This is a genomic window from Blautia sp. RTP21359st1_E11_RTP21359_211015 (assembly GCF_040910705.1).
Taxonomy (GTDB): domain Bacteria; phylum Bacillota; class Clostridia; order Lachnospirales; family Lachnospiraceae; genus Blautia_A; species Blautia_A fusiformis.
The window spans coordinates 16,084-30,873 of sequence record NZ_JBDGAB010000018.1; the positions used below are offsets into that span (position 1 = coordinate 16,084).

Sequence of the window (14,790 nt, forward strand, 5' to 3'; positions counted from 1 at the left end):
ATTACTCAGCCCCCTTTACACGTTTTGATACAAGTTCGATGTGCTCACTGTCCTTGGAACCGACACGAGCATTGGCACCGATCACGACTCCGTCTGCAACGAGAGCACGCTGGACAACGGCACCTGCTTCAACAACAACACCCGGCATCAGGACACTGTCGATGATCTTGGCACCAGGACCGACCTTGACGCCTGTGAAAAGTACGGAGTTGGTGATCTCACCTTCTACAACACAGCCCTGAGTAATGAAAGCAGTGTTGATCACAGCTGTATCACAGATATACTGTGGAAGAGATGTAGCATCCTCAGTGTAGATTTTCCAGGTAGGATCGTTAAGATCCAGTTCACTGTTAGGACTGAGAAGATCCATGTTTGCTTCCCAGAGGGAATCGATGGTTCCTACATCCTTCCAGTAGCCTTTGAACTTGTAGGCGTAGAGTGCCTTGTCCTGTGCAAGGAGTGTAGGGATGATGTCTTTACCGAAATCGTGATTGGAATCCGGATTTTTGATATCTGCCAGCAGGAGCTTGCGCAGAAGCTTCCAGTTGAATATGTAGATACCCATGGAGGCAAGATTGCTCTTCGGGTGTTCCGGTTTCTCTTCAAATTCCACGATGCGGTCATCTTCACCGGTGTTCATGATACCGAAACGGCTGGCTTCCTTCATGGGAACCTCGATAACTGCAATAGTCGCATCTGCCTTATGCTGGATATGGTCATCAAGCATCTTTGCATAATTCATCTTATAGATGTGGTCACCGGAAAGGATCAGAAGGTATTCCGGGTTCTGTGAGTCGATGAAATCAATATTCTGAGAGATCGCATCAGCTGTTCCACGGTATACATCCAGACCGGCATCAGCCTTCTCACGTGGAGGAAGTACATAAACTCCGCTGTCCTTGGCATCAAGGCCCCAGCGGCCACCGGCTGCTACATAGCTGTTCAGTAAAACTGATTCATACTGTGTCAGTACACCTACGACATCAATGCCGCTGTTGGCACAGTTACTGAGCGGAAAATCCACGATACGGTATTTACCGCCATAACCAACGGCTGGCTTGGCAACTTTATTCGTCAACTCGTGAAGACGACTTCCTCTTCCACCGGCCAGGATCATTGCTAACATACTGTTTTGTTTCATGGCGAATCCTCACTTTCATTTCTTGTTTACTGCCAGGTGTCTTTAACCATAAAAACAATAAACTTTGTTAATATTATACACCTTTTAAAAAAGAAAATCCAGTTTTTTGTGCAAAAAAACGTTATTTTTATATTGGGAAATTAGACGGATTTGGGAAAATTGATGGATGATCTGTCGAAAAAAAGAAACGCTTAAGAAGGTTCCGGGATTCTGAAAAAACAGTAACACTGAAAATAGCCGGATTTCGGATACATCGGCGAAGATTCTTGCGGAAAATGTGAAAGCAGTGTATTCTGTAAAAAAAGTCCGGAATACAGCGGAGAAAGGATATCGATATCAGACAGGGAGAAGACAGGATGAAAGAAGAAAGAATTTCCAACTATGTAAAACTATGTGAAGAGTGGGCACAACGCTTTTTGAAGATGGATCAGGCAGATCTGCATAAACGGGTGCCGGAACTGAAGGAAGAAAACGGGTTTCTCACGATCATTCATTTCGGAAGAAGATATGGGGTGAGTCTGGAAGACGGCAGTATCCAGAGCCTGGATGGACAGAGAGAACCGGATACTACGGAGATGCTGAATATTTATACGCTTCTGGGGTATGCGAAAGAGGGGGCTTTTATTATGGATAAGTGGGTCCCTTTTGCAGATCTCAGGAATGCAAGACCATTTGCGCCGGCGTATCAGATCGGAGAGACGGATGTGTTCAGTGCTACATTTTCCGGCCATGAAAAGGAATTGAGGGAGGCGTTTCAGAAGCTTGACGGCAGGGAACTGCCCCAGGGTGATGTGGGATATGAGATCAGGGCCTTTGACTGTATGCCTATGAGATTCTTTTTCTGGGAACGGGACGAGGAGTTTGAAGCACAGGGAAATATCCTGTTTGATTACAGTGCCACAGATTTCAATCATGTGGAGAGTGCGGTATCCATAGCAGATTCCGGGATCAAAAGGCTTGCGGAGCTTGCCGGGGTTCCGCTCAGGGGGAAATCTTTTCAGATGCGCTGATAACCGAAATATAATAAAACCAATATGAAAAATAAATAATACGAAAGATAATTGCAGTTATCAGAAAAATCGTATATAATGAAGGAATATTTAAGGATTTTGAGACAGTAACTGTCACGAAGGATCTATGAGAAATTTACGAATCCGGAGGTGATGCTCGTGGGGAAAAATGCATCGGGAATGTATGTCATAGATGAGGATTATAAGATTATCAGCTATAACCTGGCAGCACGTGAGATCTATCCGCAGCTGAAGAGGGGCGAGAAATGCTATCACTGTCTGAGAAACAGAGAAACTCCCTGTGAGATCTGTCCGGTCGTTAACGGGATCAAAGGTCCGAAGAATTATCTGGAACCGGGACGGAATATCCTGCGTTCGGTTGATGCTGTGGAGATTCCGCTGGAATCCGGCGGGACAGGACATGCCCTTGTTTTTTCGGATACAAAGACGAATGATGAGATCAGCAGCGGAATGATGGAGAATCCGATTCTTATGGGGATCATTAATGTTCTCGGAAAAAATTTTATCAATATCTACTCTGTTGACAGAGAGACTCATAAGGTCCAGGTATGCCGCTTCCAGGGGCAGAGTGGAGCTTATGGGGAGGAGGGACTTCGCAGGGATGAATCCTATGAGAAGATCATGGATATTTATATTGAGAGCAGTGTTGCGGCAGAGGACAGGATCCGGATGCATCAGATGATGGATTTTGAGAAGATATGCCAACGTCTTACAAGGATTCCCCAGTTGATGGTACATTATCGTGTACGCCGAAGCAACGGGAGGATTGAATATTTCTATGTGAAATGTGCCAGGGTAGGAACGGCTGAGGATTTTCAGACCGTGGTGTTTGCTTTTGCCAATGAGGATATGGATGTACGGTACAGTGAGATGGAGGCCATACTGGAACCAGGAGGAACAGCATCCGGAAGAAAACTTCTTATTGTAGTGAATGACGAGACGGATCGGAAAGCGCTTACAGAACATCTGGAGGGCAGTTTTGAGGTTATCTCTGCGATGAATGAAGCAGAGGGGATGAAGCGTCTGTCTGAGAATTACAAAACCCTTTCTGCAATTCTTCTTGATATGAGTGTGCCGGTATGTGATGAATTTCAGTTTCTGGAGCTGATCCGTGATGATGTGATGCTGACCTCTGTGCCTGTGATCATCATAACCGGAAGTAACCGGTTGGAGGATGAGGTGCGATGTCTGGAACTGGGAGCAGTGGATTTTGTACGGAAACCGTATAATGTCCGTATATTAAAAAGTAAGATCAACAATGTGATCAAGCTGAGAGAGTCCGTGATGGTACTCTCAGCTCTGGAATATGATGATCTTACAGGGCTTTATATCAGACAGGCCTTTTTCCATCATGCAAAGACGCTGATGCGCTTTAATACGAATCAGGATTTTCATGTGGTGGTGGCAGATATAAAGAACTTTAAATGGATCAATGGAACCTATGGAGAGAAGATCGGTGATCAGGTTCTTACTTATCTGGGAGATACGTATAGAAATCAGGTTCGCTACGGGACGGTGGGCAGATATGGAGGAGACCAGTTTGTAGCCATCATATATGGAAAGAAAGAGATCCGTATGGCAGATATGGAGAAATTTATCCACAGGGTCGAGAGTGGAGCACCGATTCCTAATCTGGTGGTCAACTATGGGGTCTATGAGAATGTGGATAAGACACTGCCTTTTACCCTGATCTGTGACAGGGCTTTTCTGGCCATGAAGAGTATCCGGGATGACTATGAGCACCAGATCGCTTTTTATGATGATGAGATGAGAAAGAGGCATATCCGTAACGGACAGATGGAGAATGCTTTCGTGGAGGCTATACGCAATGAAGAATTCGTAGTCTACCTGCAGCCGAAATACAGTGTGGAGACAGAAGAAATCGTTGGGGCGGAGGCACTGGTGCGCTGGAAGAGAGCGGAAGGAACTATGGTTTCGCCGGGAGAATTTATCCCTCTTTTTGAGAAGGATGGTCTGATCGTACGCCTTGATGAATATGTTTTCCGAAAGGTATGCAGCATCCAGGGGGAACGTATAAGATCAGGGAAAAAGATACTTCCGATTTCGGTGAATCTGTCACGTGCCAGTATCCATTACGATAATATGATCTGTCGTTATGTGAAGATCGTGGAAGAAAATGGCATTCCGTTTTCTTCTGTTCCCATTGAATTGACAGAAACTGCTGCGTTGTATAATGATCGGATCAGTAAGCTCATAGAGAAGATGGTGGATGCAGGATTCGAGCTGCATATGGATGATTTTGGCTCCGGCTATTCATCTATGACAAGCCTGAACCAGTTGCCATTCGATACTCTGAAGCTGGATAAAAGTCTGATCGATTACATAGAGAATTTTCGTGGGCAGCAGGTGATCCGTCATACCATTTCGCTGGCACACAGCCTTGGAATGAAGGTTCTTGCCGAGGGCGTGGAGAAAGCAAAACAGGTGGAGATCCTGCGAAGCCTGAGCTGCGATGAGATCCAGGGCTTTTATTATGCACGGCCTTTGCCGTGGGAAAACTTTGAAACAAAGGTTATAAGAGCAAAAGAGGCGTGTAAAAAATGAGAGATCATTTTTACACGCCCTTTTTACAGCTAATGCTTCCGGACCTGTTTTTCAATAAGATAAAGTGCAAAATACAGCAGCATGGCAATGATGCAGAGGATCACAATGGACATCAGGACCCATGTAAGTCTGAATGTCTGGCTTCCGTAAATGATCAGGTATCCCAGGCCTTTTCGGGCACCGATAAATTCTCCGATGATCACGCCTACCAGGCAAAGCCCGATGTTGACCTTCATCACACTCAGGATAAGAGGAACGGAGGAGGGCAGGACGATCTTCAGAAGCTTTTCCTTTTTGTGTCCCCCCAGAGTTTCGATCAGCTTCAGCTTTTCCGGATCTGCCTGGCAGAAACCGGAGTACAGATTGATAACGGAGCCGAAGATGGCTACAGACATGCCGGCGACTACAATGGTACGTTCGTTGGCACCAAGCCATACGATCAGAAGAGGGGCCAGAGCAGATTTCGGGAGACTGTTCAGTACCACCAGACATGGCTCCAGGATCCGTGCGATCCGTCGGGAGCACCAGAGAAGTACTGCGGTTCCTACACCCAGGATCACAACAAAAAAGAAACTGACAAGAGTTTCTGCCAGTGTCACGGCAATATGTGCAAACAGGGACTGATCCCTGCACATGGAAAGAAAGGTCTTTGCGATCAGGGAAGGACTGCTGAAGATAAAGGAATCGATCCATCCAAGATCAGAGGATATTTCCCAAAGTCCCATAAACAGAACAAAAAGAAGTGTCCGTGCAGCCAGGATAATGTGTTTTTCTTTTTTCTGCCGTGCAAGATATTGTTTCTGCTGTCTGGAAATTTCAGGCATTTTCATTGAGCTCCTTCCATATGATGTTAAAATATTTCTTAAAATCCGGAGCATTTCTGGAGGAGAGGGGAGTGCGGTCGCTGATATCCAGATCGATATCAATGATCTTTCGTACAGTGGCAGGACGTGCAGAAAGGATCAGTACCCGGTCGGCCATACTGATGGCTTCGGAGATGTCATGAGTGACCAGGATCGCAGGCTTGCCGGAGCTTTTGAGGATTTTTCCGATATCATCACTGACATTTAAGCGTGTCTGGTAATCCAGAGCGGAAAATGGTTCGTCCAGAAGAAGGAGCTCCGGTTCCAGCACCAGGGTCCGGATCAGAGCGGCACGTTGGCGCATACCGCCGGAAAGCTGGGAAGGGCGGGCATCACGGAAACGGTCCAGACCGTAGGTCTGAAGAAGGGCTTCTGCATGTGCCAGCTTTTCAGGTGTGAGTTCTTTCCGGATCTCCAGGCCGAGAAGGATGTTTTTGTAGATGCTCCGCCATTCCAGAAGATGATCCTTCTGGAGCATATATCCTACAGCGGCACTGCCGGAGGATACCGGCCGGCCTCCCAGAGTAATGGAACCGTGCTCCGGAGTGAGCAGGCCGGCAATGAGATTCAGAAGAGTGGATTTTCCGCATCCGGAAGGTCCTACAATGGACAGGAATTCACCGGGCATCAGATCAAAGGATATATGAGAAAGGGCGGGTGTCTCACCGGACAATGTGTGATAGGAGAGACACACGTCCCGCACTTTCAGGACAGGATTCATGGATATTGCCTCCTTTTCGTAGATAATGGTATAATATTATCATATGTCTGAAACAGGAGAAGGCCAATGGCAGAGATGTATACTTTGCTGTCTGCCTGAAAACAGTCATAGAGAAAGGAATTACAAACATTGAACAAGAGAAACTACCAGAAAGAACTGGATAAACTGATTGAAAGAAACCAGAAGGAAGGGAAAACCCCCAGACTTTTTCTGCATGCCTGCTGTGCGCCATGCAGTAGCTATGTGATGGAATACCTGTCGCAGTATTTTGAGATTACGATATTTTTTTATAATCCCAATATCGCACCGGTGGAGGAATATTCACACCGCGTGGCTGAGATCCGCCGCCTGATCGGGGAGATGGAGTTTGTACATCCGGTAACGCTGGTGGAGGGACGGTATGACCCGGAGGAGTTTTATGAGCTGGCAAAAGGCCTGGAAGATGTTCCGGAAGGAGGAGAGAGGTGCTTTCGGTGTTACCGCCTGCGGATGGAAGAGGCGGCAAAGCTGGCGAAGGAGGGAGGATATGATTATTTCACCACAACCTTAAGTATCAGTCCTCTGAAAAATGCACAGAAGATCAATGAGATCGGTGAGGAGCTGGAAGAAATCTATAAAGTGCCACATCTGACTTCGGATTTTAAGAAAAAGAATGGCTACAAGCGTTCTATTGAACTGTCTCATGAGCATGCTCTGTACCGGCAGAATTACTGCGGCTGTGTATTTTCAAAGAAAGAAGCCATGGACAGAGAACGGCTGGTTACTGAGAACCGAGTGAACAGTAACAACGGCTGAAGACAGCAAACGTATAATTATGAAAAACTTTGCATTTTTATAAAAATATGTTACACTAACACAGAAAAGTGCAGACGTCCGGGAGACGGAGCTCGTGTATGTCCGGAGAAGACAGTTCTGCCGCAAAAAAGAAAAGTGAGGAAGAATCAATATGGCACAGTTATGGGGAGGCCGTTTTACAAAAGAAACGGACAAGCTGGTTTACAATTTTAACGCATCCATTTCCTTTGATCAAAAATTTTACAGACAGGATATCCGTGGAAGCAAGGCACATGTTGCCATGCTTGCAAAACAGGGAATTCTGACAGAGGAAGAAAAGGAGCAGATCACAGAAGGACTGGACGGTATCCTTGCAGACGTGGAAGCAGGCAAGCTGGAGATCACAGCGGAGTATGAGGATATCCACAGCTTCGTGGAGGCAAACCTGATCGACCGTATCGGAGATGCCGGAAAGAAGCTTCACACAGGAAGAAGCCGTAATGACCAGGTAGCTCTGGATATGAAGCTTTATGTCCGCGACGAGATCGATGAGACAGATAAGGAGCTGAAGGACCTTCTTCTTGCCCTGCAGAAGATCATGGAAGAGAATGTTCACACCTACATGCCGGGATTTACCCACCTTCAGAAGGCACAGCCGGTAACTCTGGCACACCATGTAGGCGCATATTTTGAGATGTTCCGCAGAGACCGTGACAGACTTTTTGATATCCGTAAGAGAATGAATACCTGTCCGCTTGGAGCGGGAGCACTGGCAGGAACCACTTATCCGTTGGATCGTGCCTATACTGCAGAGCTTCTCGGCTTTGATGCACCAACCAGAAACAGTATGGATTCCGTATCTGACAGAGATTATGTCATCGAGCTTCTCAGTGCATTTTCTACGATCATGATGCATTTGAGCCGTTTTTCAGAGGAGATCATTCTGTGGAATTCCAATGAGTACCGTTTCGTTGAGATCGATGACGCATACAGCACAGGCAGCAGTATCATGCCGCAGAAGAAGAATCCGGATATCGCAGAGCTTGTCCGTGGAAAAACAGGCCGTGTTTACGGAGCGCTGACATCTATTCTCACAACCATGAAGGGAATCCCGCTTGCATACAACAAAGATATGCAGGAAGACAAGGAGCTGACCTTTGATGCCATCGACACCGTAAAGGGCTGTATCGCCCTGTTTACCGGCATGGTTTCCACTATGCAGTTCAACAAAGCCAACATGGAGGCAAGTGCAAAGAGAGGCTTTACAAACGCCACAGACGCAGCAGACTATCTGGTTAACCACGGTGTACCGTTCCGTGATGCTCACGGCATCGTCGGAAGACTGGTCCTTCTCTGTCTGGATAAGGGAATCTCTCTGGATGAGCTTCCGCTTTCCGAGTACAAAGAGATCAGTCCTGTGTTTGAGGAGGACATCTATGAAGCCATCAGTATGAAGACCTGCGTGGAAAAACGTGTGACTCTGGGAGCGCCGGGACCGGACGTGATGGAGCAGGTGATCGCTCAGAATAAAGAATATCTTGAAAAAAATTAAGATAATGCTTGCATTTTAGGAAAAATTGGTATAGTATTTACAGAAAAGACAAATGTGTGCCATGGAGGGACACGAGATGAGGAGAGTTTTATTATGAGTGAAAAGCTTAAAGTCGGTATTTTAGGTGCAACTGGAATGGTTGGTCAGAGATTCATTTCTCTTCTGGAGAATCACCCGTGGTTTGAGGTGGTTACTGTAGCGGCAAGCCCGAGAAGCGCAGGCAAGACCTACGAGGAGGCTGTAGGCGGCAGATGGAAAATGGATACTCCGATGCCGGAGGCAGTAAAGAAGCTGGTTGTTATGGATATCCACGAGGTTGAGAAGGTTGCAGCTACTGTTGACTTTGTATTTTCCGCAGTTGATATGACTAAGGATGAGATCAAGGCGATCGAGGAAGAATATGCAAAGACAGAGACACCGGTTGTGTCCAACAACAGCGCACACCGCTGGACACCGGACGTTCCGATGGTAGTTCCGGAAATCAATCCGGAGCACTTCGAGGTTATCGAATTCCAGAAGAAACGTCTCGGAACAAAACGCGGCTTTGTAGCTGTTAAACCGAACTGCTCTATCCAGAGCTACGCTCCGGTACTTACCGCATGGAAAGAGTTCGAGCCGTATGAAGTAGTTGCCACTACATACCAGGCTATTTCCGGAGCAGGAAAAACCTTCAAGGACTGGCCGGAGATGGAGCACAACATCATTCCGTACATCGGTGGTGAGGAAGAGAAGAGTGAGAAGGAGCCATTAAGACTCTGGGGCAAGATCGAGGACGGCGTGATCGTTCCGGCTACCACACCTGTCATCACATGCCAGTGTGTACGTGTTCCGGTCCTCAACGGACATACAGCAGCTGTATTCGTTAAATTCCGCAAGAAACCTACCAAAGAGCAACTGATCCAGAAGCTGGTTGAGTTTAAGGGACTTCCGCAGGAGCTTGAGCTTCCAAGCGCTCCGAAGCAGTTCATCCAGTATCTTGAGGAGGACAACCGTCCGCAGGTACAGATGGATGTAAACTATGAGAATGGAATGGGAGTATCTGTAGGACGTCTTCGTGAGGATACTGTTTATGATTACAAGTTCATCGGACTTTCCCATAACACAGTAAGAGGTGCCGCAGGCGGAGCAGTTCTCTGTGCAGAAACTCTGAAAGCGCAAGGATATATCCAGGCTAAATAAGAACTGGATCCTTTACAGGAAATAAAGAAAATCATCAGAAACGGGATATCGGTTTTTCCGGTGTCCTGTTTTTGCGTATGTGGAAGGAACAAAGGAGATATGCGCAGAAAAGTAATTACTACAGTTGTGACATTTTCCACAACCACGGCTGCCATGAAAATGGAAAGAACGGCCAAGGAATCTGAATTTCCGGGAAGGCTGATCCCGATCCCTTCAGAGATCAGTGCCCAGTGCGGACTGGCATGGAAATGCGTGGAGCAATCAGAGGAGGAAACAGAAAATTTCCTGAAAAAAAAGGAACTGGCCTGGGATGGCATCTATCGTGTTCTGGTATAAAACGGATATTGTTTGTTGTATGTAACAAAACGGAAATTTTTGAAAATTTTCGCATTTTTATTGTTAAATAATTAGTAAAGTGTTACAATATAACAAACAGATTTCCGGAAAGCGTGTTGCTGTGAACAAAGAAGCAGCAACAAAGTGCCACGCTTGCTAAAAATATGTGGAGGTGCTATTTATGAACAGGGAGGATGTAGAGAAACTGTCAACCGCTGCGAAGGGTAAGATAAACTTACTGAACAGCAATTTCGGAAAATACTTTATGCGGGCGATCATGGCCGGATTTTTTATTGATGTGGCGATGATCTACAGTAACGTTGTTGGAAATGTATTTTCCAAAACTTTCCCGGAATGGGGGAAATTCCTTGGAGCCATCGTGTTCTCCATTGCGGTCCTGTTGATCGTAATGGTAGGAGGAGAGCTGTTTACCGGTAACAATCTGGTAATGGCTTTTGGTGCGTATGACAAGAGCGTATCATGGAAAGATGTTGGAAAGGTCTGGGGAATCAGTTACATCGGCAATTTTGTGGGATGCCTGATCCTGGCGCTGATCTTTGTAGGTGCCGGAGCGTCCGGTACAGCAGATTATTTTGCCGGATTTATAAACGGAAAACTGAGTATTCCGGCAGGACAGATGTTTTTCCGTGCGGTACTTTGTAATTTCTTCGTCTGTCTTGCTGTTCTCTGCGGCATTAAGCTGAAGAGTGAGTCAGGCAAGTTCCTGATGATCGTGATCTGTATTTCAGGTTTCGTTGTCAGCGGATTTGAGCATTGTATTGCAAATATGGGTATTTTTACAGTTGCATTCTGTATGGTGCCAGGATTGTCTGTCGGCGCTATGCTTAAAAGCATGGTAATCGTAACACTGGGAAATATAGTTGGCGGAGCTGTGCTTCTGGCATGGCCGCTTAGAAAGATGAGTGCAGATAAATAGTATGGCAAAGGCTTTATACATAGCGGAGAAGCCCAGCGTGGCACAGGAATTTGCGAAGGCTTTGAAGATCAACGGTCAGAGAAAAGACGGATATCTGGAATCTGATGATTCTGTGGTAACCTGGTGTGTAGGACACCTGGTTACCATGAGCTATCCCGAAAAATATGATATCAAGTTTAAAAGGTGGAGTTTTGATACCCTGCCTTTTTTGCCGCGCGAATTTAAATATGAAGTGATCCCCGGGGTCAAAAAGCAGTTCGAGATCGTAAAAGGACTGCTGAACCGGCCGGATGTGGATACCATTTATGTGTGTACCGACTCCGGACGTGAGGGTGAATATATCTACCGTCTGGTAGCCCAGATGGCAGGAGTAAAGGGGAAAGTCCAGAAACGTGTGTGGATCGATTCCCAGACAGAGGAAGAGATCTTAAGAGGAATCCGTGAAGCGACGGATATCTCGGAGTATGATAATCTGGCAGCATCTGCGTATCTCCGCGCAAAGGAAGATTATCTTATGGGAATCAATTTTTCCAGAGTTCTGACCTTGCGCTACGGAAGCAGTGTCACCAATTATCTCCATTCCAAATATCAGGCTATTGCAGTAGGGCGTGTGATGACCTGTGTTCTTGGCATGGTAGTGAGGAGAGAACGGGAAATCCGTGTCTTTGTGAAGACACCGTTTTACCGTGTCCTTGGCAGTATTGGACTTGCAGGTGAAAATTTTGACGGTGAATGGAGAGCTGTGGAAGGCAGCCGGTATTTCCAGTCCCCGTATCTTTATAAAGAAAACGGCTTCAGGAAAAAAGAGCATGCACAGATGCTGATCGATCAGCTGATGGTGAACCAGCCCCTTTCCTGTATTGTGGAAAAGGTGGAACGAAAAAAAGAAAACAAAAATCCGCCGCTTCTTTTTAACCTGGCGGAGCTTCAGAATGTGTGCTCAAAGCTGTTTAAGATCAGTCCGGACGAGACACTCCGGATCGTACAGGAGCTTTATGAGAAGAAGCTGGTGACTTATCCGAGAACGGATGCCAGAGTTCTTTCCACGGCAGTGGCCAAGGAGATATACAAGAATATATCCGGTCTTCGAAATTATCAGCAGGCCGGTGTTGCGGCGGCAGAGGTTTTGGGGATGGAATCCTGGAAAAGCATTGCAAAGACCAGATATGTGAATGACAAGCAGATCACAGACCATTACGCGATCATTCCTACCGGTCAGGGATTGAATGCGCTTGGAAGCGTGTCTCTTACTGCACAGCGTGTGTACGAGACCATTGTACGGAGATTTTTGTGTATTTTTTATCCGCCGGCCGTTTATCAGAAGGTGAGTCTTGTGACGAAGCTGGACGGCGAGGCATTCTTTTCATCCTTTAAGGTTCTCAAAGAAGAAGGCTATCTGAAGATCGCCACGAATTCTTTTTCGCGGAAAAGGGCTTCAGACAGTGAGAAAAACAGAAATGGAGAGGAAGACGAGGTTTCCTGTGATACTGTGCTCCTGGAGGCGTTGCAGAAGCTGAAAAAGGGTGATATACTTCCTGTGAACGGTTTGAGTATCAAGGAGGGTGAGACTTCACCGCCCAAACGATACAATTCCGGTTCCATGATCCTTGCCATGGAAAATGCAGGACAGCTGATCGAGGATGAGGAGCTTCGAGCCCAGATCAAGGGAAGCGGGATCGGCACCAGTGCTACCCGTGCCGAGATCCTGAAGAAGCTTTTTAACATCAAATATCTGGCACTGAACAAAAAGACCCAGGTGATCACTCCAACACTTCTTGGGGAAATGATCTTCGATGTGGTAAATTGTTCTATCCGGCAGCTTCTGAACCCGGAGCTTACGGCAAGCTGGGAAAAGGGGCTCACCTATGTGGCAGAGGGCAGCATCACGGAACAGGAATATATGGACAAGCTGGAGCATTTTGTGCGGGTACGTACCCGGCAGGTGGAGGCAAGCAATTATCAGTATAACCTGCGGCAGTTTTTTGATGTGGCCGCTGTAAACTACAGGAAGCCGGAGCGAGCTTCCAGACAGGGAGGAAAGAAATCATCATGATGAAAGATTTTACTATCAGCAATATGCTGGATCTGAATGAGACCATTGCAGCAGAGCTTTTTGAGGGAAAAACCTATCCGTGGGAGGTTCTTCCGGAGATCGGAGATTTCATTATTAAGCTGGGAAAAACACTGGATCCTTCTGAATATGAGGAGAAGGGCGAAAATGTATGGATCGCAAGATCCGCTACAGTTGCGCCGACTGCAAGTATCACCGGACCGGCTATCATTGGCAGAGACGCCGAGGTGCGCCACTGTGCATTTATCCGCGGCAAGGCTATCGTTGGTGAGGGCGCAGTTGTGGGAAATTCCACAGAGCTTAAGAATGCAGTGCTGTTTAACAAGGTTCAGGTTCCTCATTATAATTATGTTGGAGATGCTGTGCTGGGATATAAGTCCCACATGGGTGCCGGATCGATCTGTTCCAACGTAAAATCAGACAAGAAGCTGGTTGTCGTAAAAGACGGGGATGAAAAGATCGAAACCGGTCTTAAGAAATTCGGAGCGATGCTCGGAGATCATGTTGAAGTCGGATGCGGTTCTGTGCTGAATCCCGGTACTGTGATCGGACGGAATTCTAATATCTACCCGCTGTCACCGGTACGTGGATGTGTTCCTGCAGATTCCATTTATAAAAATGCAAAAGAGATCGTAAAGAAAAAATAAGAAACAGATTCTTCTGGACACGCATTTAGGCTGCACTTTTGAGAGAGTGCAGCTTTTTTTTGATGAGGGATGGATGCGATGCAACAGTATTGGTCGTGGAAGGATGAACCGACCGGAGCGGGCGGGATTAAGATAAAAACAAAAGCTGTCGAAGTATGACCAGTCCTATAATATGGACTGGGTAAAACCAGTAAAAGAAATATTTTGCTGATTTTCCGCGGATGAAGCCTCTTTTTCCATTGTACAGGTTAATGGACAGAAAGGCAAAGGAGGCTCTCCATTCATAGTAAAGCCAGCAGCTTCCGAGGATTGCCTGGCCTGGCTTATCGTCTCGCATATAGTACATGATCAGCAGGAAGATATACCCCCGCCATCCATAGTCTGCTTTCAGAAAAATGGAAACAACAAGCAGTCCCAGGATGCAGAGAAGCTGCATCGAAGGTCTGGTCTGGAAATATTCGATGGCACAAAAGGCCAGATATCCGAGGAAAAGCGTAAAAAACACATTTTGTCTTTCGTAACGCAGCGTATTTGTAAACATCAGATTCCACGGAATTTCTGAGAGCAGCGCAAAAAGAAGGAGATTTCTTCCATAGAGGAACCTGCTCCGTGTATGCCGGAAGCCTTCCAGCAGGAGAAAACAGAAGATGGGAAAAGCAGCTCTTCCGATATCGCGGAAAATAAGATATACAGTATATTCTCTGCCGAAAAGTGTAAACAGGATTTTCTGTGCAGGCTGATACATACTGAGCAGCACAGCTCCGATATGATCGATCAGCATGGTGATGACCGCGATCATCTTCAGAGCGCTTCCGCTGAGAATGCGGTATTTTTCTGGAAAAACAGAATCCACAGATGCATTCATGAAAAATATACCTCCAAGGTTAAACTTGCTAATATATTATCACATACATACAGTAGTTGCCAGAAATATTTGACAGTTAGGCATGCAATACTGCCGGAATAACTACCA

Annotated in this window: 13 protein-coding genes; 9 read left to right on the plus strand and 4 right to left on the minus strand. The window is 46.4% G+C overall.

The window, feature by feature from the left end; translation table 11 throughout:
* Position 1: 1 nt before the first annotated feature.
* On the minus strand, positions 2-1,141 hold the full coding sequence (locus tag AB5026_RS08380) for a glucose-1-phosphate adenylyltransferase (RefSeq protein ID WP_021651100.1): 1,140 nt from the start codon (positions 1,139-1,141) through the stop codon (positions 2-4).
* A 356-nt stretch (positions 1,142-1,497) separates the two neighbouring features.
* Between AB5026_RS08380 and AB5026_RS08385 the strand changes: the two genes are divergently transcribed.
* Positions 1,498-2,151, plus strand: a complete 654-nt coding sequence (locus AB5026_RS08385) for a DUF3786 domain-containing protein (RefSeq protein WP_110102068.1) — start codon at positions 1,498-1,500, stop codon at positions 2,149-2,151.
* 159 nt (positions 2,152-2,310) lie between these two features.
* Positions 2,311-4,737: a putative bifunctional diguanylate cyclase/phosphodiesterase gene (locus AB5026_RS08390; protein WP_368213106.1), complete on the plus strand. Its 2,427-nt coding sequence runs from the start codon at positions 2,311-2,313 to the stop codon at positions 4,735-4,737.
* Between the two features lie 29 nt (positions 4,738-4,766).
* Here AB5026_RS08390 and AB5026_RS08395 read toward each other — a convergent pair whose 3' ends face one another.
* Positions 4,767-5,561, minus strand: coding sequence for an ABC transporter permease (locus tag AB5026_RS08395; RefSeq protein WP_022426268.1), 795 nt, complete (start codon positions 5,559-5,561; stop codon positions 4,767-4,769).
* Entirely contained in the window at positions 5,554-6,321 is a 768-nt protein-coding gene (locus AB5026_RS08400; RefSeq protein ID WP_092069257.1) for an ABC transporter ATP-binding protein, read from the minus strand. Before AB5026_RS08400 ends, AB5026_RS08395 begins: the two co-directional genes overlap by 8 nt.
* Before the next feature lie 129 nt (positions 6,322-6,450).
* On the opposite strand from AB5026_RS08400, the gene AB5026_RS08405 reads away from it, so the two are divergent.
* From AB5026_RS08405 to AB5026_RS08435, 7 genes are all read left to right on the plus strand, one after another.
* Complete coding sequence (locus tag AB5026_RS08405; protein ID WP_368213107.1) at positions 6,451-7,116, plus strand: epoxyqueuosine reductase QueH; 666 nt, start codon at positions 6,451-6,453, stop codon at positions 7,114-7,116.
* A 151-nt stretch (positions 7,117-7,267) separates the two neighbouring features.
* Positions 7,268-8,647, plus strand: coding sequence for an argininosuccinate lyase (gene argH / locus AB5026_RS08410; RefSeq protein WP_015525719.1), 1,380 nt, complete (start codon positions 7,268-7,270; stop codon positions 8,645-8,647).
* A gap of 93 nt (positions 8,648-8,740) precedes the next feature.
* A complete protein-coding gene (gene asd, locus AB5026_RS08415; RefSeq protein ID WP_021651107.1) occupies positions 8,741-9,826 on the plus strand; it encodes an aspartate-semialdehyde dehydrogenase in 1,086 nt (361 codons plus the stop codon).
* Between the two features lie 99 nt (positions 9,827-9,925).
* Positions 9,926-10,162 carry a DUF3343 domain-containing protein gene (locus AB5026_RS08420; RefSeq protein WP_015525721.1) on the plus strand — a complete coding sequence of 79 codons (237 nt, stop codon included), beginning with the start codon at positions 9,926-9,928 and terminating at the stop codon, positions 10,160-10,162.
* A gap of 181 nt (positions 10,163-10,343) precedes the next feature.
* Positions 10,344-11,099 (plus strand): formate/nitrite transporter family protein, encoded by a 756-nt coding sequence (locus tag AB5026_RS08425; protein WP_015525722.1) that lies wholly within the window; start codon positions 10,344-10,346, stop codon positions 11,097-11,099.
* A 1-nt stretch (position 11,100) separates the two neighbouring features.
* A complete protein-coding gene (locus tag AB5026_RS08430; RefSeq protein WP_021651108.1) occupies positions 11,101-13,152 on the plus strand; it encodes a DNA topoisomerase in 2,052 nt (683 codons plus the stop codon).
* Complete coding sequence (locus AB5026_RS08435; protein WP_021651109.1) at positions 13,149-13,817, plus strand: transferase; 669 nt, start codon at positions 13,149-13,151, stop codon at positions 13,815-13,817. The genes AB5026_RS08430 and AB5026_RS08435 overlap by 4 nt, the downstream gene beginning before the upstream one ends.
* Before the next feature lie 127 nt (positions 13,818-13,944).
* On the opposite strand, the gene AB5026_RS08440 is transcribed toward AB5026_RS08435, so the two are convergent.
* Positions 13,945-14,682, minus strand: a complete 738-nt coding sequence (locus AB5026_RS08440) for a TraX family protein (RefSeq protein ID WP_173739923.1) — start codon at positions 14,680-14,682, stop codon at positions 13,945-13,947.
* Positions 14,683-14,790: the final 108 nt, after the last annotated feature.

Bases quoted from the DNA above. Each gene is read 5' to 3' on its own strand.
- AB5026_RS08380 (WP_021651100.1), bottom strand. From the start codon at position 1,141: ATGAAACAAAACAGTATGTTAGCAATGATCCTGGCCGGTGGAAGAGGA.
- argH (WP_015525719.1), top strand. From the start codon at position 7,268: ATGGCACAGTTATGGGGAGGCCGTTTTACAAAAGAAACGGACAAGCTG.
- AB5026_RS08435 (WP_021651109.1), top strand. From the start codon at position 13,149: ATGATGAAAGATTTTACTATCAGCAATATGCTGGATCTGAATGAGACC.
- AB5026_RS08430 (WP_021651108.1), top strand. From the start codon at position 11,101: ATGGCAAAGGCTTTATACATAGCGGAGAAGCCCAGCGTGGCACAGGAA.
- AB5026_RS08440 (WP_173739923.1), bottom strand. From the start codon at position 14,682: ATGAATGCATCTGTGGATTCTGTTTTTCCAGAAAAATACCGCATTCTC.
- AB5026_RS08420 (WP_015525721.1), top strand. From the start codon at position 9,926: ATGCGCAGAAAAGTAATTACTACAGTTGTGACATTTTCCACAACCACG.
- AB5026_RS08395 (WP_022426268.1), bottom strand. From the start codon at position 5,561: ATGCCTGAAATTTCCAGACAGCAGAAACAATATCTTGCACGGCAGAAA.
- AB5026_RS08425 (WP_015525722.1), top strand. From the start codon at position 10,344: ATGAACAGGGAGGATGTAGAGAAACTGTCAACCGCTGCGAAGGGTAAG.
- AB5026_RS08400 (WP_092069257.1), bottom strand. From the start codon at position 6,321: ATGAATCCTGTCCTGAAAGTGCGGGACGTGTGTCTCTCCTATCACACA.
- asd (WP_021651107.1), top strand. From the start codon at position 8,741: ATGAGTGAAAAGCTTAAAGTCGGTATTTTAGGTGCAACTGGAATGGTT.
- AB5026_RS08385 (WP_110102068.1), top strand. From the start codon at position 1,498: ATGAAAGAAGAAAGAATTTCCAACTATGTAAAACTATGTGAAGAGTGG.